This is a genomic window from Arthrobacter sp. CG_A4 (assembly GCF_035985125.1).
In the GTDB taxonomy this organism is placed as follows: Bacteria; Actinomycetota; Actinomycetes; order Actinomycetales; family Micrococcaceae; genus Arthrobacter.
This window is the reverse complement of sequence record NZ_JAXCID010000045.1, coordinates 1-22,921: the sequence shown is the minus strand read 5'-3', so window position 1 is coordinate 22,921 and position 22,921 is coordinate 1. Positions and strand designations below refer to the sequence as shown.

Sequence of the window (22,921 nt, the reverse complement as noted above, 5' to 3'; positions counted from 1 at the left end):
TCAGGCAGGCCCTGGGCTGGTGGCCCTGCCCAGAATGTGGGCTACCGGAGGGACCAACGGATGCACGGCAAAGCCGAAGCGTTGGTTGTCCCCGACGGTGAACCCTGCTGCCGTGATGGCGCTGAGCATGTCCCGGTTGGGGTGGCATCCTCCAGCGACGCGCTGCCATGCCGGGGTGAGCAGGTCTTCGGCCATGGCCAGGACACGGCGTTCCGAACGGACGTGTTCGTAGTACGCCAGGGTCCCGCCAGGTCGCAGGACGCGCCGGATTTCAGCAAGGACGGCGGCTTGGTCGACAACACTGCACAGGACGAGACTGGCGACGACCGCATCAACGCTGCCGTTATCGGCCGGGATGTGCTCGGCGGCTTCGGGACTGACCGTCACTGGGACCGTGGCAGCAGGGGCTTGAGCCAGGGCGCGGCTTCTGAGGTAGTTATCGGGTTCCAGGGCCAGGACTATGGGTGACAGCTGGCGGGTAGAACGCAAAGGCCGATCCGTCCACTTGACGCCGTCCTCACGGCTTCCTGGGCCTTGGTCGCAGGGGGAGACCTTCCAGGGCAGCGTCCTCAGAGGATCCCTCTTCCTGCCCCCTCCGCACCCGGACGCCGCCGGTGAACCGGGTGTATTAGGGTTTGGCGGGTAGGTTTTCATGGTGGAAGGAGGGACAGGATATGACAGCTGAGAGGATGGCGCCGGGGCTGCTTCCTTTCCAGGATCGTTTCTTCGATGATTATGTGCCGGGCCCCGTGGGGGTGTTTGGTGCCGAACCGGTCAGCGAGGCAGAGATCGTCGATTTCGCGGCCCGGTTCGACCCCCAAGGGATTCATATGCCGGGCGGATCCCGCCCGGGACGAAGCCGTAAAATCAGAGCCGATGGGCCAGCTGGCCGCGGCGCCGGGTCGGAGCATGTTATTCCGGGGGGCCGACGATTACCTGTGATCGTTCGTGGGAGACAAAGTCTTCGATCCAGGAAATGAGCGCCCCGATCTTTTGCCGGCCCCCGGAGAGTAGTGCGGCATGCACTCCAAGCCATGCGGCAAAGGCCAACGGTCCTTGTATCTGGACCCTTTTGCGCCCGATCTCGGCGACCGCAGCGCCGCGGCCGATCATGGCCATGTATCCCTTGTCGAAGTACCGGAAGGGTTCTCGCTTACCACCCGTCAGGTCCGCATGGATGTTGCGGGCTGCCCATTTACCGGACTGCTGGGCCACGGAACCCAATTGCGGCAGATGTGCACCTGTCGTATCGGTCATGTTTGCCGCGTCCCCGAGAACATAGACTCCTTCGAAGTCCCGTGCCGTAAGGTCGGGTTGAACATCGATCCGGCCGCCTCTGCCGTGTGCCAGTCCCGAGGAGGCGAGGACAGCCCCGGCCTTCAGTCCTCCTGCCCACACCACGATCCGGCTGGGCAGCACTGTTCCATCTGCCAGAGTCACGGCATCGGCGCTGACCTCGGTAACACCGACGCCCAGTTGTAGCCGGACGCCGACCTTGACCAGGCGTTTCCTGGCGTACGATTGCGATTTTTCCGAAAACGCGTTCAGCACGGTCGGGACCATATCCACCAGGTAAACATGGCATCTGGCGGCCAGCCCGGACGAGAAATAGCTGGGCAGGACGAACTTGACGTTTTCCGCGATGGCGCCGGCGGTTTCCACGCCGGTTGGCCCGCCGCCGATGACGACGATGTTTACGTCTCCCGCGGTTTCCTTGTCAGCGTGGTCGAGCAGGCTCGTGAGGTTGGCGCCCAGCGAGACCGCATCGATGACGGAGTACAACGGGTGCGCAAACTCTTCTGCGCCCGGGGTATCAAAAAAGTTCGGCACCGCACCAGCCGCGAGGACCAGTATCCTGGCCCGGTATGTAGCGCCATCGGATGTGGTGACGCTGCGTCCGGCCGGATCGATCGCGGTTACTTCGGCGGTAACTACCCGGACCCGGTTCGAGCGGCGGAAGATGGCCCGAAATGGCCTCGCCACCTCCGAGACCCCGATCTGCGCCGTCGCGACCTGGTACAGGAGCGGTTGAAACTGGTGGTAATTGTTTTTATCGATAAGCAACACATCGATGCCTTTGCGGCCAAGCTGTGTGGCTGTCTTAACGCCGGCGAACCCGCCACCGACGACGATAACCGGCAATGTCTCATCCATGAACCGCACACTACTCCTGCGCCCAACGGAGGCGATAGGTAGCGGGTGCTCCTTATCGGAAACGAAGGATTCCGGGAAGGCCGCCAATCGAGAATGGGTCAGCCGCGAAACCCTCTACCAGTACCTCAAGACCCGCAGCTAAAAGCATCCCGATTCATAGCCCATTACGCGTGCAGGCGACTTTGGACTTTTCGTGCAGGTGTCTTTGGAAAATGTGGTGACTCGGCTGCCTTCCGCGTCGGTTCAGCTGGCCTGTTGCGGGGAGACGGCCCTCGTTAGACTTTACAGGGCTATCCATGTAACCGGAGGGGTGCAGGTCAGGTGGTCCTCCAAGGCCGGTTCGCTGGGTGGCGCTCCAGGCTCGGTGGGTGGCCCCGGCCTCCTGGACCGGCTGGCGGGTTCGCCTTGGGCTTTGGGTTCGCGATGAGGTCCCGGTAGCGGACCGGTTTGTGACTGACGGCGAGCTCGAGTACCCGGTAGAACAGCAGGCCGCGGCTGCGGGAGCGGCGACGGTTGAAGCGGAACACGAACTCGTTCATGTAGCTGGGCAGGTGGGCGGCTTCCGTCGAGCCCTGATGGGTGCCCAGCAGCCACCTTTTGATCAGCGAGGCGACCCGGTGTACCGCGGGTAGCAGCGCGCCGGGGTCTTCTCCGCGGGCGCGGGCGGCCCGTTGGCTGCGCCGGTCGTGGACGTAGCCGAGCTTGTCCAGCCCGCTGTAGCCCTGCCAGGCATCGGTGATCACCGTTGAGCCCGGCTCGACGTGGTCGGTGACGAAGGCATGCAGCGAGTCGGCGGACGCGTCGGTCAGCGGCGCCATCCGGCACCGACCGATCCCCTTCGGCTCGCGGACCTCGACAGCGATGCCGGTCAGGACCTTCTTGCCCCGGGCGCGGCCGCCGCGCAGACCCGGCTCCTCACCGCCGATGAAGGTCTCATCCACCTCCACCGTTCCGGACAGACGATCTCTGCCCGGCCGCACCAGTACCGACCGCAGTCGATGCAGCATCGCCCACGCGGTCTGGTACGAGCCGATCTCCAACGTCCGCTGCAGGCTCAACGCGGAGATGCCGTCCTTGCCGGAGGCGAACAACCAACAGACGGTGAACCACACCGTCAGCGGCGTGCGCGTCCGGTCGAAGATCGTGCCCGCAGTCGTCGATGTGCGGGCCTGGCAGCCGGAGCACTCGAACCGGCCATCGGCCAGCCGCCAGCCCCCGGTGTGGCCGCAGTCGGGACAGACGAAGCCGCCCGGCCACCGCAGCCACTCCAGGTAGTCCAGGCAGTCCGCGTCGCTCCGGAACCAGGCCTGGAACTCGCCCACAGACCTCGGGTAGTGCACGCCGGCACGAGGTTGAGACATGTCGCCAGATTACTCCGGTTACATGGATAGCCCTGTATTGACATATGACATTGAGGATCTTAGATTTCATCCTGACAGTTTCAACCGTGGAGGTGCCGTGAGTGGCCAGCGTCTGGGATACATCCGGGTCAGCAGCCTGGACCAGAACATCCAGCGCCAGCTCGAGGACATCCCGGTGGGTAGGGTGTTTACGGACAAGGCATCGGGCAAGGACACCAAACGGCCCCAGCTGGAGGAACTGCTGAAGTTCGCCCGCGACGGAGACACCGTGATTGTTCACAGCATGGACCGGCTGGCCCGCAACCTCGATGACCTGCGCTCCGTGGTGCAGAAACTGACAGGCGGCGGCGTCCGCATCGAGTTTGTCAAGGAAAGCCTCGTCTTCACCGGCGAAGACTCGCCCCTGGCGAACCTGATGCTCTCCGTCATGGGTGCCTTCGCGGAGTTCGAGCGGGCCCTCATCGGTGAACGCCAGCGCGAAGGGATCGCCCTGGCCAAGAAGCGGGGAGCCTACCGGGGACGCAAAAAAGCCCTGGCCACCGAGCAGGCGGCAGAACTGGCCCGCCGAGCGGCTGCGGGCGAGTCGAAAGCGGCTCTGGCCCGCGAATTCGGCATCAGCCGGGAAACCGTCTACCAATACATCCGAAACCCCGCCCACTAAACCAAACGTGGCGGCTCACGACACCTTCAGGAGTACCGGGCCCAAGGGCACCGACCTGAGAGCCTACGGGCCCGAGGACCTGGAGCACGTCGCCCAGGAACTCAACGCCCGACCACGCAAAACACTGGACTGGGACACCCCAGCCGAGCGTCTACGTGGTTTACTGATAGCCAGCTAACCTCGGGTGTTGCAACGACCCCTAGAATTCAAGGCTTCGAGCACGGGCGACCGAGAGCAGTTTTCGGATTTCGACTCTAGGGGACAGGAGCGGTGAAGACTAATGGTTCTTCGAGAGCCGGTGACGACGCGCGGCCTTCAAAGCGGGGAACGTAAGATCTGGTTACTGTCCGGCCTTCTGTTCGCGGTTGCCGGGGCGTACGCGGCCGGTGTGATCTTCCGGGATTCGGAAGATTTCAGTCCCTTGGTTGACGGGGTCCTGGGCCTGCTGACGATGTGGCTTCCGGCCGCGGTGGGCTGGTTGATTGTGTACCGTACGAAAGGCCGGCGGCCGGACATCATGCTGTCCGTAGGCGCGCTGTCCTTCCATGCTGCGGGGGATGCCTATTACGTGCTGCAGTCGGCAGCCGGTGAGGATGTTCCTCTCCCGTCGCCCGCAGACGTTGGCTATATCGGGTTCTATCTCCTCATGCTGGCCGCCTTGGCCAGCATTGTCCGGGACCGCCTGCGTGAGATGACGTGGCCCGTGCTCCTGGATAGCGCCCTTGGTGCCCTTGGTGCAGCTGCTGTTCTCGCGGTCGTGCTGGACCCCATCCTGAACTCGGCCCTCGACGGCCCACGATCCCTGGCAGCGGCGCTCGGGGCGGCGTACCCCCTTCTGGATCTCCTGCTGGTGGCGGCCGTCATTGGAATCGCCGCTACTGCCGGGCGAGCCATAGGTGAAGGATGGGCCCTGCTGGTTCTGGGACTGATCACCTACGCCGGTGCGGACATGGTCTACGCCCTGTTGGAGCTGAACGATTTGTATGTCGTAGGTACGCCGTTGGATGCCGCGTGGGCAGCCGGTACGGCACTGGTCGGTTCCTGGACTGTGTTCCAGGGCCGCCCCGGGGGGGGGGGGGCGAAGGCCGCCGGCGAGTAGCAGTCCCGGCGCAGGCTGTTCCTGCTCTCGCGACAATTGTCGGTTTGGGCGTCCTGATCCTGGCTTCCCAGCAGCGGGTCACGGTGATTGCCGTGGTGTTGGCCAGCCTGACTCTGGCTCTGGCTGCGCTGCCGCTGGTGTTCCGGCAGCGGATCCGGTTGTCGGACGCCACCCACCAGGCCCGGACTGATGAATTGACCGGTCTCTCGAACAGGCGCGCCCTGTACGCAGATGTGCCGAGGCGTCTGGCGGCCGACGGCCTTCGGCCCAGTGCGCTGTTGCTGCTGGATCTCGATAAATTCAAGGAGATTAACGACGGACTCGGCCACGATGTGGGGGACAGGCTCCTCACCCAGGTCGCTGCGCGCCTGAAAGGACAGCTTCGACCCGTCGATCTGCTCGCACGCATGGGTGGTGACGAGTTTGTGGTCCACGTGGATCATTGCGGGCCGAGCGAGGGACAGGCCGTGGCACTGAAACTCAGGGAGGCGCTGGCGGAACCGTATGATTTGGGCGGCGTCACAGTCCACGTCAACGCAAGCATCGGAATTTCGTGTTACCCGGAGCAGGGGCGGGACCTAGGCCTGTTGCTGCGTAAAGCCGACTTGGCCATGTATTCGGCAAAATCGACGCACAGTGGACACGCTGTTTACGCGGACAGGGACACAGACCCTGTCCCAAGCCAGTTCCACACCGTGCAGGCGCTGAACGAAGCACTTCTCCATGGTCAACTGATTCTTCACTTCCAACCGAAAATTGATCTCGGGACGGGCGACGTCCGGGGCGTGGAAGCGCTCGTTCGGTGGGAACATCCAGCCCTGGGTCTGCTCCAGCCCGATACTTTCCTGAAACGATTCGAGGAAGCGGGGCTCATGCCGGCGTTGACCGGCGTCGTCCTCGGCCAAGCTCTAGACCAAGCCGCCATCTGGGCGTCCCAAGAGCGGCAGCTGTCGGTGGCGGTCAACCTCTCTGCCAGTTCGGTGATGGACTCCGGGTTGCCTGCGCAGGTCACGGCAATGACCGCCGCCCGCGGGCTGTCCCCCTCCGCACTCGTACTCGAAATCACGGAAGACGTCCTGGTAGCCGACCGGAACCGGGCCTGCACGATACTTGCTGCGCTTCGGGAAATGGGCGTCCGGATTGCAGTCGATGATTTCGGGAAGGGCTACAGTTCGCTTTCCTACCTGCGGGAACTGCCCATCGATGAGCTCAAACTCGACAAGTCGTTCATCCTCACCATGATGGACGACGCACGCGCCACGGCCCTAGTGGTATCGACGATCGATCTAGCCCACAGCCTGGGCCTGGAAATGACCGCCGAGGGCGTCGAAGACGCGAGAGCATACCGCGCCCTCAGCGACTATGGTTGCGACCTCGCCCAGGGCTACTTCATGTCCAGACCTGTTCCCGCCGCAGAACTTGACACATGGCTCAGCCGCCGCAGTCCGCTGCCCCTTCCCGACAACTAGGTGGTTCCGGGTCCCCGGTCGAGAGAAGACGGTGCGCGCAGCGTAATCTAACCGGATGGGCATTCGTTTCGGTTCATATCCGGCGCATTCTCTTCGCCCGGGGAGCCGATCGTCGCCGCCCTCACCCTGTACAAAGAACTGGCCGACCTTGCCATGCTGATCGGGCCGCTACCGCGGCCCGTTCAGACCGGCCCAAGAAGAAAGAGCAGAAAAAAGACATGGGTGCTGTTCCCAACACGGTTCGCTGGATGGTTCTGGCAGACGCCGATGAGGCAATGACACTGCTGAATCAGGCCGCACGTATGAATGGCTACCGGGTCCTGCCTCCCGCAGTTGGCGAAGTCATCATTGAGGTTCCCCGGTCCCTGCTCAAGAGACGCCCCGCCTCCCACCTCGCCGGCTCCGTCGCGCAAACGAAACGCGGCACAGAGATCGTCTGGGCCTGCGGAGACGACAAGCATCGATCGAACGACTACCTGCTAAGCCTTGAGGAGTCACTGCCGGCTGGAGTGCTGTATTACCACGGGATCGTCGAAGCTGCCGCGGCATCAGGGGTGCTGTTCGAAGGAAAGAAGCCTTTCCGCAACGTGGTCGATACCCTCGGACCCGATGAATCGGTGGTGGCCGTCGCCAGGGGGAAGCTGGGCGACGACGCGGGCATCGTTGCGCTTACAGACCGGCGTCTCCTGTTCGTAGAAGACGGCAGCTTAGGCCCGCCACCGGGCCTCGATGCGCCGCTCGACTCGATCGGTACGCTCGCTCTGGGCAAGAGAACCACCGGAGAGACCGTAGGGATAATGCTCGCTTCGGCCACGGTTGTTATCTCCCACATGGGCTACCACGGTGACGGTCATGGCATCGTGGCAAAGTTCCGGAAACTCATGAAGGAACGGGCCCGCACGCCTGTAATTTCCCCCGTCCGGCACGATGATGAAGAGCGTTTCGGTCGTGAGGAGCAGCAGAAACCCGCGAACGGAAAGTCTGCAAACACCCGGGCCACAGAGTGAGGTGTCCGACGGGACGGCAGATGTCAGACGGCCAGGCATCCGGTTTGATGAAGGCCATGGGTGCCCGCTGCCAATCAAACGGCCGATGAGACGCTCATCCCAGTGCCCGAGGGAGTGTTCAACCGGCGTTGACGTTCGATGTCGCTGCCCTCGTGGGCCCCGCCAACAAGTCGGGCGCGTTCGCTGACTCTGGGCGCGCATCGCCTCCACGGTGGCGGGCCGGGCGCGCCGGTCAGCCGCATAACTGAACGAAGCCGCCACTGGCCATCTCTGCTCCGCCCCATGCCGGTACCGGCGGTGGCGGTCTCGGACCTCGCGCCGCTCGGGCAGTAGAAGCGTTCCTCCCTTTTTTGCTGCTGTTCTGCGGATCGTATGTGCCCGCTCCACCGGCTCAACCGTCCTGCGGACGGCCGCGCACCTAATGGATAGTGCTCGGCGCTGCGCTTATTTCCTCACACAACCCGTCAGTTGCTTGCCCTTCGGGTTGCCCCGGCTCCGTCGGGCACAGCTACGCGATGCTCCGCCAGCAGGCAAAAAACATGGTGGGGAGAGGGAAGCCGGTACTTCAGGCGCCCGCCCCGCCCTAGCGAATCGGAGCATCCCCCGCCGAACCAGTCGAGGAACCGATTTTGCTCCCCGAACTCACTGCAGCATAATCAAAGCACTGACCCGCACGGTGTCGAGGCAAACTCCACCACTCAGCGGGACGTAACCGACCCGTCGACAGATTCAACATTTTTCAGGTCCAATTTCATCAGGCAGTTTCTGATGAACTTTCAGGACTTGCGATCGGTTTCATCGGTGGCGGGGACCACCTTGGATCGTGAGCTCTTTCGGTGGTTGGATGAGTGGTGGAGGGAGCAATCATGTCGAAGTTTGTGGTCGGTGATCAAGTGCGGTGGAATTCCGAGGCGGGTTCGGTGACGGGTGTGATCACGAAGAAACATACGCGGGATGTCGAGTACAAGGGGCATATGCGGCGTTGCACCGAGCAAGATCCGCAGTATGAGATCCAGAGCGACAAGACCGAGCACGTGGCGATGCACAAACCGGATGCCTTGACGAAGATCAAGTGATCCAGGTTCGATGACGAAGGATCGGGCAACTGAGCAGACCGCGCCGCAGGTATTCACGATTGGTCATTCCACTCGCGGTTTCGACGAGGCGCTTGCGATGTTGCGTGGGAACGGGGTGACCGAGCTGGTTGATGTGCGTTCGTTTCCGTCGTCGCGGAAGTTTCCGCAGTGGAACCAGGACTCGATCGGAGAGGCGATGCCCGCCGATATCGGCTATCAGTGGATCCGGGATCTCGGCGGCCGCCGGCACACGCCAGCTGGGCTGGCGAGTCTGAATGGTGCGTGGAGAGTCAAGGCATTCCGTGACTACGCCGACTACATGGCGACCGAGGGGTTTCGTTCCGGGCTTGCCGAGTTGCTGCAGGTCGCGAACGAGTCAGTGCCGGCGATCATGTGTAGCGAGGCTGTGCCGTGGCGGTGCCACCGGCGGCTGATTACGGACGCGCTCATCGTCGCGGGGGTGGAGGTGCTCGACATCATGTCGGTCTCGTCGACCAAGCGTGCCGAAATGAACGCGTTCGCGCTGGTGCAGGACGGAAAGATTACCTATCCCGGATCAGGAGAAGAGTGAGCGTGAGCACGGATGTGGTATCGGAGGTTCGCACGATGGTGGTTGCGATTCCGGCGGGTTGCGTCGCGGCGTACGGCGAGGTCGGGCGGGAAATGGGAATCGGCCCCCGGCAGGCGGGCCGGGCCGTTGCGCTGCTTGACGGCGACGTGCCATGGTGGAGGGTTGTTTACGCCGATGGTTCGCCGGCGACGTGCCATGAAGGAGGAGCTCGAGCGCTGCTGGAAGCGGAAGGCGTTCCGTTCCGCGACGGCCGCGTCGACATGGCCAAACTCCGAGCTGATCGCATTCGTTGGCCGTGATGCACACGTTCGACGCGATACGACAATCCCTGGTCGATGACGAGAGCAGTGCCTCCATGAGGCATCAAGGCTGGGAGCCGCTGTACGCGGCGTCCGCGAGTTCGAGGATTGCCGTGATCGGGCAAGCACCGGGGCGCCGGGCGCAAGCGAGCGGTGTGCCCTGGGACGACGCCAGCGGGAAGACCCTGGTCGACTGGCTGGATGTCACCGATGAGCAGTTCCGGAATCCCGATTTGTTCGCCCTGCTCCCGATGGATTTCTACTACCCCGGCACCGGCCGCAGCGGAGATCTACCGCCTCGGAAAGGGTTCGCTGAACTTTGGCATCCGCCGCTACTCGCGCTGATGCCCGACATTCAGTTGACTCTGTTGATCGGCCGGTACGCGCAGATCCACTATCTCCCATCAGCTCGGCACGGCACGTTGACCGACACGGTGCGCAACTATCGGCGATTCGTCCCGCAATGGTTTCCTCTCGTGCACCCGTCTCCGCTGAACTTCCGATGGCAGGCAAAGAACCCGTGGTTTGTCACCGACGTGCTGCCAGATTTGCGAATACACGTTCGTGACGCCCTCGCCCATCCTGTCACCGAGAATAGATAGCAGCTGCGATACCGCGGGCGGTATGAGAGTCGTCAACGCGGTAGCGCACCTCGTCGATCGGCATCACCCGGTGACGGGATTCCAAGTGCTCTGGATGAATGCGGCGACTCGGGGTCTGAGGAGGATCGGTACGGAAATTCACGCTAGGGACGTATTGGTGTTGATTTCGGCGTGGATGGTGAAATTTGCCGGTTCTAACTGGCGGTGTCGCCGGCGCGTTTGATGGCCCGGTAGACGGTTGAACGCGCTACTGCGAAGAGTTCGGCAAGTTCCACTGTCGTGTGTGTCCCTGCTCGGTGAACGGAGACCAGGTGGGCTTCCTGTTTCTTTGAGAGCTTGGGTTGTTTCCCGCGCAGCCGGCCCTTTGCCTTGGCGACGGCCATGCCTTCCCGGGTTCGTGCCCGGATCAGGTCTGCTTCGAATTCGGCGACCATGGCAAGGACGTTGAAGAGGAGCCGGCCCACGGGATCGGTCGGATCATGGACGGAGCCGGCGATACTGAGCTTGACTTCGCGGCGGGTGAGCTCGTCGACAATATCCTTCGCATCGCGCAGCGACCTGGCCAGGCGGTCGAGTTTGGTCACGACAAGCGTGTCCCCAGCCCGGCAGGCGGCCAAGGCTTCCCTGAGTCCCGGTCGCGCCCTGTTGGCGCCGGTGAGGCCCTGGTCGGTGAACGTCTTCTCCGGCGTCACCCCAAGGGCAACCAGGGGTGGCTTGTGAATTAGTGAAATATCCGGCGTTAGCGTTCTGCGGGGCGGCTTAGTGGCCTGTATTTGCCGGGTTTGATGTGGGGGCTAACTGAACCGTTATGGGTTTGATGCCTTTCTTTTTTGTGAAGGATAGCAATTATGCCCGAGCGATACCCCCGATCACCGGGAGCGTGCCGTGCGGATGATCCTTGACCACCTCCGTGCGTACGACTCCGTATTGCCGCCTGTTCCGCCATCGGTCCGAAGCTGAACATTGGCAGGGAGTCCCTGCGCCGGGGGGTTCACCAGGCCCAGATCGACGCGGATGAACGCCCCGGGGTCAGCTGCGCCGAGCAGGCCCGGATCAGGGAGCTGGAGCGCGAGAACCGGGAGCTGCGGGAGGCAAACGAGATCCTCAAGAAGGCATCGATTTTCTTCGCGAGGGAGCTCGACCCTCGCCGCCGCAAATAGCCGGATTCATCGACGAACTGTGTGCCCATGGTTACGGGGTCGAGCCGGCCTGCAAGGTCCTGCGCGAGCAGGGCGTTCAGGTCGCCCCGCGGACCTACCGGTCCTGGAAAACCAAAGCACCCGACGCCCGGATCATCACTGAGGTCGCCATCGTCAACGCGCTGAAGGACACCGCGGAGCAGCCCGAGTCTCGGTATGGGCGGCGGAAAATGACAGCCTGGCTACGCAGGGAAGGCCACGACGTGGCCAGGTGCACCGTGGACAGGCTCATGCGCCAGGAGGACATGAACGGCCTGATGCGTGGCCGGAAACCCAAAGCCGGTGCAGCCCCGAAAGACTCCCAACGGGCCCCGGATCTGCTGAACAGGGACTTCACCGCGGCCCGGCCGAACGCCGTGTGGGTCACCGACTTCACCTATCCAGGATCTGGTTCGGGTTCGTCTAGGCGGCCTTCGCCATCGATGTCCTCTCCCGCGCGTTCGTAGGCTGGCACGCCTCCAACATCAAAGGCGAACATGGTCCTGACCACCTTGAAGTGGGCGCTCTGGCGCCGGGATCCTCGCGGAATCCACGATCGGGCTGTTAAGAACGAATGCGTCCGCAAAGGCGGCCCCTTCATGACCGGCACCCTCACGCAGCTCGCAGATGGGGAGAAAGCGACCATGGCCTTGGTCCGCTGATACAACACCACCCTGCTCCACAGCACTCTGGCCATGGTTCCGCCCAACGAGTTCGAGCAGAAAGTTCCTGTTGAACACGTTCATAAACAAGGCACTTGGACTCTCAGGGACGCACCGTCGAACCCTTCGTATCAGCTTGTGGCGCAGGACTCGGAGCTGGCCCAACAGGCCGCCAAGACCCCCTACTCCTTGAGTCCTTGGGTTGGTCCGGCAAACTCGCCGAACATAACTCCAAATGAGGGATGCATTTTTTGCACGTAAGCATTGCGGTTATTGCACTTGCGTTCGATAGTAGGTTGCATGATTGAGACGCAGACCACATGGCCCGCCGCAGTCATCAGAGACGTTCAAGTGGATGCTGACCGCTGTGAAGAGGCAGCGCATTTCCCGATGGAGGAAAAATGATTGAGAAACAGACGACATTCTTTAGTGAAGGCAGCCGTCTCCAGGCCACGCTGTACTACCCGGATGACCTTTCGGAGGGCACGCCGAGGCCGGCGCTGATCGTCAATTCGGGGTACCAGGGCTTTAACGAGTTCTACCCCAAGATGTTCGCCCGTCTGATGACGCAGCACGGCTATATCTGTCTCGGCTTCGACTACCGCGGTATGGCAGACAGTGAGGGTCCGAAGGGTACGGTCCTCATCGAGGAGCAGGTGGAGGATATCCGCAATGCCGTCACGTTCCTGCAGACCCAGCAGGATGTGGATGACCGTCAGATTGGCCTCATTGGTTGGGGCATGGGCGCCGCCAATGTGATTCTCGCCGCCGAAAAGGGCCGTAATGTCGCGGCCATCGCTGCCCTGAATGGCTTCTACAAAGGGGAGCGCTGGCTCAAGTCCATTCACTCCTACCATGAGTGGACAAAGATCCTCCAGGACGTTCAGGAAGACCGCACGCGCCGGGTTCTGGAGGGCGAGTCGAAACTCGCTGATACTTTCGAGCATTATCCACTGGACCCCGCCACCGATGACTACGTGCAAAAGGAACTCGCCCAGGTCTACGGTTTCGGACACCCCACCCGGCTCCAGTTCACCGAGTCGATCCTGGACTTGAACGTGGAAAAGTTCGTCGCAGAAATTGCACCGACTCCGCTGTTCATTGGGCACGGCACGCGCAACTCCCTGCACCCCATTGATGAGGCGCTGGCACTGTACGAAGCCGCATCGTCACCGAAAACGCTCTACAGCGTGGACGGGCGGCACAATGACTTCATGTACGTCGACCACCCTGAATTCGTGCTGTTGTGCGCCCGCCTGGATGAGTTCTTCGGGCAGGCTTTCGCGACGAGCTCGTCCCCGGCACGCAGCGTCTCCGCCTAGCATCAGCAGCTCAGGATGCGGTTTTTGCAACGCCCTGTTGCATGAATCACATCCGACACCTAATATCCGGGAATGGACATGGAGCAGAAGCAGAGCGGAGCGGCGAGAGTCATGGCAGTCCTCGACGTGCTCAGTTCTGTCGACGCGGCTCAGTTCCCTGACGGGATGACTGTGTCGGATGTTTCGCGGGTATTGGGCCGCGAAAAGTCGGTCGTGTCACGTCAGCTCAAGAGCCTGCTGGAAACTGGGCTGGTGGCACGGGATCCCAAGGGCCGCTATGAGCTGAGCTGGCGGCTGTTTGCATTGGCCCTACGGGCCGGTAACCAGCGCCTGACGAAGGTTGCGGGGCCTCTGATGTTTCGGTTGACCGAGGTGGTCCGCGAACGCACCTATCTGACAGTACTCAGCGACGGCGAGGTCCTGACGGTACATTCAGAAAGTTCGCGACGGTCAATCGAGGCGCCAGGGTGGGTCGGGCGTACCGTCCCCGTGAACCGAAGTTCCAGCGGGATGGCACTGCTGTTGGACCACGCGGATGATCATATCCTCGACATCGTCCGTAGCGGCCAAGACGGTGTCGGTCTACGTGAAGCGCGGGAGTTCCTGGCGCACGTCCACGAGGCCCGGCTGAAGGGCTTCACGGTGGCGAACCGGATTTTTGACCCTGAAATTGTGGGTATTGGCACACCCGTGCGTGATTATTCAGGGCGGATTACAGCCGCAGTGAACATCTCGGGCCCGGCCCTTCGCATTGAACCCCATATAGGGGTCTTCTCGGGCCACCTGCTCGCGACGGTCCGTACTCTTCAGCAGGCGCTCTCTCCGGTCACGCACTCCTCGGCCTAGCCACCGCCGGGTTCCGCCGTACGGGCCTGCCCTACCATAACCCTCCCTCCACGAGTCAAGAACGAGCAGGAGTTAACCATGCACTGTCTTGCTATGCCTTTTTCCGTTGTCGGTTCCCGGACCGACGACGTGGTTTGCCGGCCTGACGGAAGACCCTCTTCACAAGAGCGGTCAGAACGTCTCCTCACGCTGGATCAGAGGACGCCGTGTTTCTGGAATATCTGACGAATAACGCTACCCGGCTGCTGGTTCTCGCGGAGCAGCACGCCGAACTGGTTCTGATCAGCGTGGCCATCTCCGCGGTCTTGGGCATCGGGTTGGCTTTTCTCACGGAGTCCATGCCCCGGTTGCGGCAGACCTTGTTGTCCGTAACCGGAACCCTGTTGACCATCCCCTCATTCGCCTTGTTTGCCTTGATGATTCCCTTGCTGGGTCTGGGGGTCGCCCCGACGGTCGCGGCGCTGGCCATCTACGGCATCTTCCCCATACTCCGTAACACGGTTACCGGAATTGAAGGCGTAGACCCGGCTGTCATCGATGCGGCGCGCGGGCTGGGCATGGGCCGGGGCCAGCGGCTCCGAACCGTTGTTCTTCCGCTGGCCTGGCCGGTGATCCTCAACGGCATCCGGACCGCCACCATCATGCTGGTGGCTACGGCAGCCATCGGCGCCGTCGTCCGCGGTCCGGGCCTGGGCGAGCTGATCTTCCGGGGACTCGCCCGGATCGGAGGGGCCAACGCCTTGAACGAAGCACTCTCCGGTGTGATCGGGGTTGTGCTTGTCGCGCTGGTCCTGGATCTCCTATTCATCTTGATAGCAAAAATCACCACTCTGCGAGGATCAAATGTCTGAAAACCCAGGAAGCAATCCTGACACCATGATCTATCTGGAGGGCGTCTCAAAGCGCTACCCGGACCAGGGCAAAGATGCCGTGGCCGGCCTGTCGATGGAAATCAAGCGAGGCGAATTCGTGGTCCTGGTCGGCCCGTCAGGATGCGGCAAGACCACCACCCTGCGCATGATCAACCGGCTGGTTGAACCCACCGAAGGACGCATCTGGATCGACGGCAAGGATGTCACCCACGTTGACGTAGACCAGTTACGGCGCGGCATCGGTTACGTCATCCAGCAAATCGGCCTGCTCCCGCACCTGACCATCGCCGAGAACGTGGCGCTGGTTCCCAAACTGCTCGGGGTCGCCAAGAACAAGCGCCGCGCACGCGCCGAGGAACTCCTGGACCTGGTCGGGCTGGAGCCCGCCACGTACGCGAACCGGTACCCGAAGCAGCTCTCGGGCGGCCAGCAGCAGCGCGTCGGGGTAGCCCGGGCACTGGCGGCCGATCCTCCTGTGATGCTGATGGACGAACCCTTCGGCGCTGTGGACCCCATCGCCAGGGAAAAGCTGCAGCTGGAATTCCTTCGCCTGCAGGAACGGATCCGCAAGACCATCGTTCTGGTCACGCACGATATCGACGAAGCCCTTCGGCTCGGGGACCGGATCGCCATCTTCGGGCCCGGATCCCGGCTGGCGCAGTTCGATACCCCGCTGCAGATCCTCAGCAACCCGGCTGATGGTTTCGTGCGCGACTTCGTGGGGGCCGGAGCGTCCGTCCGCCGCCTGTCGCTGTTGAAGGTGGCGGATGTGATTGGCCCGTCAACTGTGGAAGCCAGCAGTGTTCTTGCCACCGTCGAAGTAGAGCCAGGGGAATCGGTCCACAGGGCGCTTGAGAAGGTCCTGGCCGCCGGCGCCGAAGGCGTCAGCGTCAAGCTCGCTGCCGGGGCGTCCCGGACCATCGACATCCAGGGGCTGCTCACCGCGGCTGCCCAGCGGACTCCGGTGCCGTCATGAGTTCGACAATCATCGAGCGGGTCACCGTCCCCGGAACCAGACGCTCCACAGCGTGGGTTGTGCCCGCCATCGTGTTCGTGCTCGTTGCCAGCATCACCATCTATGTGGGATCCGTCCCCCTTGATTCGAGTGAGACGCGGAGCCTGGCGCCGGAGGTTATCTTCATGTCACTGTGGCAGCACGTCCAGCTGGTCGTTATTTCGACCGTACTGACCATAGCCATCGGCGTCCCGCTAGGGGTCCTGCTCACCAGGTCCCGCACCAGAGGAGTCGGTGCGGTGGTGTTGGCTGCAGCCAACGCCGGACAGGCCGTCCCGTCCATCGGCGTCCTTGTTCTGCTCGCGATGATTTTCGGTGTCGGCTTCTGGATGGCGGTGATCGCCCTCGTGGCCTATGCCCTGCTGCCTGTACTCCGCAACACCATGGTAGGCATCCGGCAAGTCGACCGTGCGCTGATCGACGCCGGCCGCGGCATGGGCATGAGCGCGCGGGAAGTCCTCTTCACGATTGAGCTTCCTCTCGCGGTGCCCGTCATGCTGGCCGGGATCAGGGTGGCTCTCATTCTCAACGTCGGAGTGGCCACCCTGGCGGCCTTCACCAATGCCGGAGGCCTGGGATCGATCATCTCCTCCGGAATCGCCCTTAACCGCATGCCGGTCCTGATCGTTGGCAGCGTGCTGACGATCTGCCTTGCCTTGACCGTGGACTGGCTGGCCGGCATCGCCGAACGCCTCCTGCGTCCGCGGGGAATCTAACCTGCAAAACCCTATTGAAAGAGATGCAAATGCGTAAAAGTATGATTGCCGTCGGTTTGCTCAGCGTTGTGCTGACCAGCGGCTGCGCCTTAGGTGGCAACGGTCCCGGCCAGGCTCCCGGTGCGGCCAAAGACGGCCCGCTGAAAGATGCCGCCCTCAACGTCGCCTCCAAGAACTTCACCGAACAGCTCCTGTTGTGCGAGGTCGCTGCACAGCGCCTGGAATCCCAAGGCGCCAGCGTCAAGCGGACCTGCGGCATGAGCGGGTCCAGCGCGGTTCGAGCGGCCCTCACCAGCGGCGCGGTCGACATGTACTGGGAATACACCGGCTCTGGCTGGCTGACCCACCTGCAGCAAAAAGAGACCATCACCGATCCCGACACGATGTACCAAAAGCTGAGCGAAGCAGACAAGAAGAACGGTGTCGTCTGGTTGCCGCCCGCTCCTGCCAATAACACCTATGCTGTTGCCGTCAAAGCCGAAACTGCCAAAGAGCTTGGGGTCGCCACCCTCTCGGACTACGCGAAGTTGACCAAGTCCGATCCAGCCAGCGCCGCTTTCTGCGGGGCTTCCGAATTCTTCGGTCGCGATGACGGATGGCCCGGGCTGAAGAAGGCCTACGGCATTGACCTTCCCCAGAACAAGGTCGCCGAGTTGGCGGAAGGGCCCATCTATAACGCCATCGGAACGGGCAACCCCTGTAACTTTGGTGAAGTGTTCGCCACCGACGGCCGCATCGCCTCCCTGGGGCTGACGGTGCTCGAGGACGACAAGAAGTTCTTCCCGCCCTACAACCTCTCGTTGAACGTCAGGGCTGCCACGCTGGAGAAGACCCCGGGGGTCCGGACCGTGATGGAACCGGTCAGCAAGCTGCTGACAACCGCCGAACTGCAGAAGCTCAACGCCGAAATCGACGTCGACGGCAAAACGCCCGAGGAGGTGGCCAGCTCGTGGTTGACGGCCAACAAGCTCAACTGATGTCCCAGCCGTCGCCGGCGGACACGCTGACCGTCGGACTGTTGCAGACCGCTCCGGTGTTCGGCCAGGTAGAGGCAAACGTCCGACGGATCCTGGAACTGAGGGACGGTCTCGGCGACGTGGACCTGGTCCTGACACCGGAATTGGCGGTCAACGGGTTCGGATTCGACGCCGGGGCTGATTATCGCCCGCTGACAGCGGACGATGAGCGGCTCTCCGTCTTCGCCAACCGGGGGGGCGCCATGGGGATAGGTTTTGCCGAAGCTGTGGGTGGGGGGCGTCCCCGCAACGCCTACCTGATCACCGGCAGGGAGGTACGTCATCTTCAGCATAAGATCCACCCTGTCTCGTATGCCCCGTGGAACGAACACCTCGGCTTTGAAGCCGGCGATGCATTGGGCACGGCGGTCGTCCGCGGCGCCCGCTGCGCCACCGTCATCTGCAACGACATGTGGCACCCCGTCATCCCATGGCTCGCGGCCCAGGCAGGGGCAGAGGTGCTGATCATTCCCGTTGCGAGCATCGAAGGGGTGAACGCCGCGCAAGTGCAGCGGACATGGCAGGTCATCCTCGAACACACCGCCCTGCTGCTCCAGTGCTATGTGGTCTTCATCAACCGTTGCGGGACGGACAGCGGTGCGAAGTTCTGGGGCAGGTCCCGCATCCTTGGCCCGGACGGGTCAACCCTGGCCGAAGCCGGGGAGGCGGAGACCACGTTGCAGGCCACCCTCGATCTGGCGGCTCTTCGTGCACTCCGGGCCCGGACGCCGTTGCTCGCTGAATCCCGCCATGATGTGGTGCTCAACACCCTCAAGCGGCACTCCTGGGCAGAGGCCGTTCCGGAAGGACACGATCCGGTTGTTTGACGTCCATGTCCACGCCGCGCCCGACGTGATCGGGCGTATCGGCTACGATGACGAGATTTGCGCCCGGTACGCGGAGGCGGGATTCTCCGGTTTCGTCCTGAAGGCGCACCACGAGTCAACTGTCGGCCGGGCAGCGGCACTGGCCCGGTCCTCGGGGCTGGACGTTGTCGGCGGTATCGCGCTGAACCGGGCCGCCGGCGGGGTGAACCCGGCAGCCGTCGTCTCGTCTCTGGGAAGCGGTGGCAGGGTAGTCTGGTTCCCGACCGCCGACGCCCACACCCAGGAAACCGCGGCCCTGCCCCGCCTCAGCGATCTTGACTCCCGCCTGGACCGGGCCGTGCTGGCGGTCCCGCCGGTGCTCACGCCTAACGGGAAGCAGTCGACCGAGATCTCTCTGGTCTTGGATCTCATCGCCGAACACGATGCCGTGTTGTGTACGGGGCACCTTAGCGGGCCCGAGTGCCGGTGGTTACTGGACGAGGCCCAGCGGCGCGGCATCACCCGGTTCCTGCTGACCCACCCCTCCTACACGGTGCCGGGCATGAGCGTAAACGAGATCGCCGAGCTGGCCGCTCGGGGCGCGTACATCGAAATCACCGCCTATCAGCTGTGGCACCAGCCCGGCATGACCCCGGCGCGCCTGGCCCAGGTGGCACGAGCCGCCGGCGACCGGCTCATCCTGGCCTCCGATGCCGGGCAACCGGACAGCCCGCAACCGCCCGAGGCGCTGCTGCAGCTGGTTGCCGCTCTTTCCCGTGAAGGCCTAGCCGCAGGCTGGCTGGCCGCCGCCGCCTCAGAGATCCCCAGAAAGCTCGTACTCTCATGAACACCGACACGCCCCGGCCGTGGACAGAGCATGTGCCATACCCGAGGAAATTGCTTTCACGAGAGTGGTCCGAACCGGAAATGGCAGGGGTCAGCCGGCTCGGGGACGTGGAGTTGCTGCTCGCGTAGAGCTTCGTTAGCCCGTATTTCCTTCGGTTGGACCCGGGATACAACGGGAAGTTCTGCCGTTTCGGTCATTGCAATGGGCGCCCGAATGGTGTCGCTGCGCTCGTAATGGTCGCACTCATGACGCTCGGCCACCCGAAATGGACGGACGGCCGGCCGGCCGGCCAAAAATTATCACCCGACAATCGCTGCGGTGACAGCTGGGAGCACCCAGCTGTCACCGCACAGTAGGAGAAGAAGATGACCCCCGTCGCCCTGCGAGAGGACCTCACCACACGCGTTGCCTACGTTTCGGACGCTTCGATATACCGGCGCGTACCCGCGGCCGTTGTTGAGCCCCGCTCCGTAGAGGAGATCCGCGGTGCCCTGTCCATCGCCAAGGAACGCGGTTGGTCCGTCGTATGCCGAGGGGGTGGGACCTCAGTGGCCGGAAACGCGATCGGCGACGGACTCATCATCGATACCAGCCGCCACTTCAATCAGATCCTGGCCATTGACCCCAAGGCCCGCACGGCACGGATCCGCCCGGGAGTCGTGTGCGACACGCTGCGGGACGCGGCAGGAGAGTTCGGGCTCACCTATGGACCCGACCCTTCAACGCACTCGCGCTGCACCGTCGGTGGCATGTTCGCCAATAACGCCTGTGGCTCCCACTCCGTTGCCTGGGGCACTGCCGCCGACAACATCGTCTCCCTCAAGTTAATGCTGTCTGACGGGCGAGAGATTGAGGTCGGCGCCGACTACTGCAGCGACCCGGTGATAGAGGACGAGCTTAAACGGCTTCGCGACGAGCACCTGGGCATCCTGCGGACCGAGCTTGGACAATTCGCCCGCCAAGTATCCGGATACGGGTTGCATCATCTACTCCCCGAGAATGGCTTCAACGTGGCCAAAGCCATGGCGGGAACCGAAGGCACCTGCGGGATCATCACCGAGCTGACAGTCAGGCTCGTCGAGCGTCCGCGGGCCACGGCGCTGGCCGTCCTCGGATTCTCCGATGTCTTCGGGGCTGCAGCCGCGGCACCTCTTCTGCGACGCCCTGGCGTGTACACGGTCGAAGGTATGGGGGCTGACCTGCTGGCCGCCCTGCGTACACGGCCCGGCCAAGAGACGGCAGGTTCCGAGCTGCCCGACGGCGGAGGCTGGCTGTACGTGGAGGTCGGCAGAGAAACCCTCGCCGAGGCCGGTGACGCAGCCCGGGCGCTGGTTGACGAGCTGGTCCGCGACGGGCGCATCGTCGACTCTGTCGTCGTGACGGAGACCAATCAGGCACATGCGCTGTGGCGCATCCGTGAGGCGGGGGCGGGCATCGTCACCCGGCTACCCGACGGCGGCGAGGCCTGGCCCGGCTGGGAGGACTCGGCGGTACCCCCGGAGCACCTGGCAGACTATCTGCGCGACCTGTACAAGATCCTGGACTCACATGGGCTGCGCGGCATACCGTTCGGCCACTTCGGCGAAGGCTGCGTGCACATTCGGATCGATTTCAGCCTCGGGTCGGAGGAAGGCGTCCTTGGATACCGGACGTTCATCGAGGAGGCGGCCGCCCTGGTGGCCCGCTATGGCGGATCCGTGTCCGGTGAACACGGTGATGGGCGGGCACGTTCGGCACTGCTGCCCTTGATCTACTCCGCGGAAGCGTTGACGGCCTTCGCGCAATTCAAAAACATCTTCGATAAGGAGAACTTCTTCAACCCGGGCGTTCTCGTTGACCCGGAGCCCATCGACCAGGGCATCCGTCCCGGTCCCGGGAACCGTACCTTCGAGCTGACCCCGGTACACGCCTTCAGCCATGACGGCGGATCATTCGCAGGCGCCACAAACCGTTGTGTAGGTGTGGGGCTCTGCCGCTCCGATGTGGGCTCCATGTGCCCCTCTTACCAGGTGACGCGGGACGAGGTCCACTCCACCCGCGGACGGGCGCGCGCACTGGGGGAGATGTTGCGCGGGGAATCAGTGACAGATGGTTGGCGATCCAAGGAAACTCTGGAGGCACTGGACCTGTGCTTGTCCTGCAAGGCCTGCTCCACTGAATGCCCGGTCAACGTCGATATGTCCACGTACAAGGCCGAATTCCTCCATCACCACTACAAGGGCCGCATCCGCCCCATGGCCCACTACGCAATGGGATGGCTGCCACTGGCATCCCGCCTGCTGGAGGCTGTCCCGGGCGCCGCTCGATTAGCCAACTGGACACTTGGATTCCGCCCGGTCGAAGAGCTGGTCAAACGTCTGGCGGGCATCGAGCCCAGACGCCGCATGATCCACTTCGCCCCCCAGACCTTGCGGAAGTGGTTTGCCACCCGTGCCCGGGCTCTGGAAAACATTTCAGGCGTTCCGGCAACGGCGGATCCGGAACGACCCACCGTGATGCTGTGGCCGGACACGTTCAACAACTTCAATTCCCCTGAGGTGGGTCAGGCCTCGGTCGAGGTCCTTGAAGCGCTGGGATACCGCGTGATCCTCCCGGATGGCCAGGTGTGTTGCGGTCTGACGTGGCACTCCACCGGACAGCTAGACATGGCCAAGCGGATAATTTCGCAGACCCTGGACGCGTTGGGTCCGGCCCTGGACGGCAACATGCCCATCATCGGACTGGAGCCGTCCTGCACAGTCATGCTCACGGACGAAATCACCGAACTGTTGCCCGATGACCCCCGAGCCGCCAAGCTCGCCCGCCAGGTCGTGACCCTGGCGGACATCGTGGCGGCCCACCGCGGCCCCTGGCCGTTCGGCGAAATCAACGCTAAGGCCATCTCGCAGGTGCACTGCCACCAGGAAGCGAAGGGCTCCTATGACCCGGATAAAGCCGTGCTGCAGAGGTTGGGAGTGGACACTGACATCATCGGCTCCGGCTGTTGCGGACTCGCAGGCAATTTTGGTTTCGAGCCTGGGCACTGGGACGTCTCACAGGCCCTGGGAGAACGGGAACTCTTCCCCAAGGTACGAACAAAAGACGAAGCCACGCTCGTCCTCGCCGACGGGTTCTCATGCCGTACACAGGTGACGCAGGGCACCGGAGTCAACGCCAGGCACTTGGCCGAAGTGCTGAGACTGGCACTTGACCAGAAGTCACCGAACCGGACGCAGCAGCACCCGACCACCGAATAGGAGACGAAGTGACCCACCGGGGAGCTGCGACCCGACGGTGAAAAGCTCCTTTCCCGGTAGGCGCACGCTTACGTTACTGGGCCTGTCCGTGTCCGTTGGGTCCTTG

At 63.1% G+C, this 22,921-nt stretch carries 24 protein-coding genes, 1 pseudogene and 1 other annotated feature; of the genes and pseudogenes, 20 read left to right on the top strand and 5 right to left on the bottom strand.

Annotated elements, in window-relative coordinates; genetic code table 11:
* From RCH07_RS16105 to RCH07_RS16095, 3 genes are all read right to left on the bottom strand, one after another.
* The gene (locus RCH07_RS16105; protein WP_326968491.1) at nucleotides 1-489 is read right to left on the bottom strand and encodes a class I SAM-dependent methyltransferase; all 489 of its coding nucleotides are present in this window, start codon (nucleotides 487-489) and stop codon (nucleotides 1-3) included.
* A 423-nt stretch (nucleotides 490-912) separates the two neighbouring features.
* Entirely contained in the window at nucleotides 913-2,154 is a 1,242-nt protein-coding gene (locus tag RCH07_RS16100; RefSeq protein WP_326968507.1) for an NAD(P)/FAD-dependent oxidoreductase, read from the bottom strand.
* 317 nt (nucleotides 2,155-2,471) lie between these two features.
* The gene (locus RCH07_RS16095) at nucleotides 2,472-3,515 is read right to left on the bottom strand and encodes an IS1595 family transposase (RefSeq protein ID WP_442784854.1); all 1,044 of its coding nucleotides are present in this window, start codon (nucleotides 3,513-3,515) and stop codon (nucleotides 2,472-2,474) included.
* Between the two features lie 97 nt (nucleotides 3,516-3,612).
* Between RCH07_RS16095 and RCH07_RS16090 the strand changes: the two genes are divergently transcribed.
* The 9 genes and pseudogenes from RCH07_RS16090 to RCH07_RS16050 all read left to right on the top strand — a co-directional run bounded on the left by RCH07_RS16090 (nucleotide 3,613) and on the right by RCH07_RS16050 (nucleotide 10,299).
* On the top strand, nucleotides 3,613-4,176 hold the full coding sequence (locus RCH07_RS16090; RefSeq protein WP_326968490.1) for a recombinase family protein: 564 nt from the start codon (nucleotides 3,613-3,615) through the stop codon (nucleotides 4,174-4,176).
* Between the two features lie 34 nt (nucleotides 4,177-4,210).
* A pseudogene (locus RCH07_RS16085) lies at nucleotides 4,211-4,354 on the top strand (IS30 family transposase); the annotation flags it as partial.
* Nucleotides 4,355-4,456: 102 nt separating this feature from the next.
* Entirely contained in the window at nucleotides 4,457-5,275 is an 819-nt protein-coding gene (locus RCH07_RS16080; protein WP_326968489.1) for a hypothetical protein, read from the top strand.
* A gap of 44 nt (nucleotides 5,276-5,319) precedes the next feature.
* Nucleotides 5,320-6,744, top strand: coding sequence for a putative bifunctional diguanylate cyclase/phosphodiesterase (locus RCH07_RS16075; RefSeq protein WP_326968488.1), 1,425 nt, complete (start codon nucleotides 5,320-5,322; stop codon nucleotides 6,742-6,744).
* A 218-nt stretch (nucleotides 6,745-6,962) separates the two neighbouring features.
* Nucleotides 6,963-7,751 carry a hypothetical protein gene (locus RCH07_RS16070; protein ID WP_326968487.1) on the top strand — a complete coding sequence of 263 codons (789 nt, stop codon included), beginning with the start codon at nucleotides 6,963-6,965 and terminating at the stop codon, nucleotides 7,749-7,751.
* An 866-nt stretch (nucleotides 7,752-8,617) separates the two neighbouring features.
* Nucleotides 8,618-8,827, top strand: coding sequence for a DUF2945 domain-containing protein (locus tag RCH07_RS16065; protein WP_326968486.1), 210 nt, complete (start codon nucleotides 8,618-8,620; stop codon nucleotides 8,825-8,827).
* Nucleotides 8,828-8,837: 10 nt separating this feature from the next.
* Nucleotides 8,838-9,398 carry a DUF488 domain-containing protein gene (locus RCH07_RS16060; protein ID WP_326968485.1) on the top strand — a complete coding sequence of 187 codons (561 nt, stop codon included), beginning with the start codon at nucleotides 8,838-8,840 and terminating at the stop codon, nucleotides 9,396-9,398.
* Between the two features lie 2 nt (nucleotides 9,399-9,400).
* Nucleotides 9,401-9,697 (top strand): MGMT family protein, encoded by a 297-nt coding sequence (locus RCH07_RS16055; protein ID WP_326968484.1) that lies wholly within the window; start codon nucleotides 9,401-9,403, stop codon nucleotides 9,695-9,697.
* Nucleotides 9,697-10,299, top strand: a complete 603-nt coding sequence (locus RCH07_RS16050) for a uracil-DNA glycosylase family protein (protein ID WP_326968506.1) — start codon at nucleotides 9,697-9,699, stop codon at nucleotides 10,297-10,299. The genes RCH07_RS16055 and RCH07_RS16050 overlap by 1 nt, the downstream gene beginning before the upstream one ends.
* Before the next feature lie 194 nt (nucleotides 10,300-10,493).
* On the opposite strand, the gene RCH07_RS16045 is transcribed toward RCH07_RS16050, so the two are convergent.
* Nucleotides 10,494-11,030 (bottom strand): recombinase family protein, encoded by a 537-nt coding sequence (locus RCH07_RS16045; RefSeq protein ID WP_442784856.1) that lies wholly within the window; start codon nucleotides 11,028-11,030, stop codon nucleotides 10,494-10,496.
* A 260-nt stretch (nucleotides 11,031-11,290) separates the two neighbouring features.
* The gene (locus RCH07_RS16040) at nucleotides 11,291-11,488 is read right to left on the bottom strand and encodes a hypothetical protein (protein ID WP_326968483.1); all 198 of its coding nucleotides are present in this window, start codon (nucleotides 11,486-11,488) and stop codon (nucleotides 11,291-11,293) included.
* Nucleotides 11,414-11,548, top strand: a sequence feature (AL1L pseudoknot). It overlaps the preceding gene by 75 nt.
* Between RCH07_RS16040 and RCH07_RS19325 the strand changes: the two genes are divergently transcribed.
* The 11 genes from RCH07_RS19325 (at nucleotide 11,414) to RCH07_RS15990 (ending at nucleotide 22,815) form a co-directional block, all read left to right on the top strand.
* The gene (locus tag RCH07_RS19325; RefSeq protein ID WP_442784855.1) at nucleotides 11,414-11,944 is read left to right on the top strand and encodes an IS3 family transposase; all 531 of its coding nucleotides are present in this window, start codon (nucleotides 11,414-11,416) and stop codon (nucleotides 11,942-11,944) included. (Overlaps the previous feature by 135 nt.) The two genes, RCH07_RS16040 and RCH07_RS19325, sit on opposite strands and share 75 nt — an antisense overlap.
* A 30-nt stretch (nucleotides 11,945-11,974) precedes the next feature.
* Nucleotides 11,975-12,139: a hypothetical protein gene (locus tag RCH07_RS16035; RefSeq protein ID WP_326968482.1), complete on the top strand. Its 165-nt coding sequence runs from the start codon at nucleotides 11,975-11,977 to the stop codon at nucleotides 12,137-12,139.
* A 401-nt stretch (nucleotides 12,140-12,540) separates the two neighbouring features.
* A complete protein-coding gene (locus RCH07_RS16030) occupies nucleotides 12,541-13,461 on the top strand; it encodes an alpha/beta hydrolase (protein ID WP_326968481.1) in 921 nt (306 codons plus the stop codon).
* A gap of 72 nt (nucleotides 13,462-13,533) precedes the next feature.
* Nucleotides 13,534-14,307: an IclR family transcriptional regulator gene (locus RCH07_RS16025; RefSeq protein WP_326968480.1), complete on the top strand. Its 774-nt coding sequence runs from the start codon at nucleotides 13,534-13,536 to the stop codon at nucleotides 14,305-14,307.
* A 206-nt stretch (nucleotides 14,308-14,513) separates the two neighbouring features.
* Complete coding sequence (locus RCH07_RS16020; protein WP_326968479.1) at nucleotides 14,514-15,158, top strand: ABC transporter permease; 645 nt, start codon at nucleotides 14,514-14,516, stop codon at nucleotides 15,156-15,158.
* On the top strand, nucleotides 15,151-16,155 hold the full coding sequence (locus RCH07_RS16015; protein WP_326968478.1) for an ABC transporter ATP-binding protein: 1,005 nt from the start codon (nucleotides 15,151-15,153) through the stop codon (nucleotides 16,153-16,155). The genes RCH07_RS16020 and RCH07_RS16015 overlap by 8 nt, the downstream gene beginning before the upstream one ends.
* Complete coding sequence (locus RCH07_RS16010) at nucleotides 16,152-16,910, top strand: ABC transporter permease (RefSeq protein WP_326968477.1); 759 nt, start codon at nucleotides 16,152-16,154, stop codon at nucleotides 16,908-16,910. The genes RCH07_RS16015 and RCH07_RS16010 overlap by 4 nt, the downstream gene beginning before the upstream one ends.
* Before the next feature lie 23 nt (nucleotides 16,911-16,933).
* The gene (locus RCH07_RS16005) at nucleotides 16,934-17,887 is read left to right on the top strand and encodes a glycine betaine ABC transporter substrate-binding protein (protein ID WP_326968504.1); all 954 of its coding nucleotides are present in this window, start codon (nucleotides 16,934-16,936) and stop codon (nucleotides 17,885-17,887) included.
* The gene (locus tag RCH07_RS16000; protein ID WP_326968476.1) at nucleotides 17,887-18,753 is read left to right on the top strand and encodes a carbon-nitrogen hydrolase family protein; all 867 of its coding nucleotides are present in this window, start codon (nucleotides 17,887-17,889) and stop codon (nucleotides 18,751-18,753) included. The genes RCH07_RS16005 and RCH07_RS16000 overlap by 1 nt, the downstream gene beginning before the upstream one ends.
* Nucleotides 18,746-19,579, top strand: coding sequence for a DUF6282 family protein (locus RCH07_RS15995; protein ID WP_326968475.1), 834 nt, complete (start codon nucleotides 18,746-18,748; stop codon nucleotides 19,577-19,579). The genes RCH07_RS16000 and RCH07_RS15995 overlap by 8 nt, the downstream gene beginning before the upstream one ends.
* A 365-nt stretch (nucleotides 19,580-19,944) precedes the next feature.
* Nucleotides 19,945-22,815 carry an FAD-binding and (Fe-S)-binding domain-containing protein gene (locus tag RCH07_RS15990; protein WP_326968474.1) on the top strand — a complete coding sequence of 957 codons (2,871 nt, stop codon included), beginning with the start codon at nucleotides 19,945-19,947 and terminating at the stop codon, nucleotides 22,813-22,815.
* Nucleotides 22,816-22,921 lie beyond the last annotated feature (106 nt).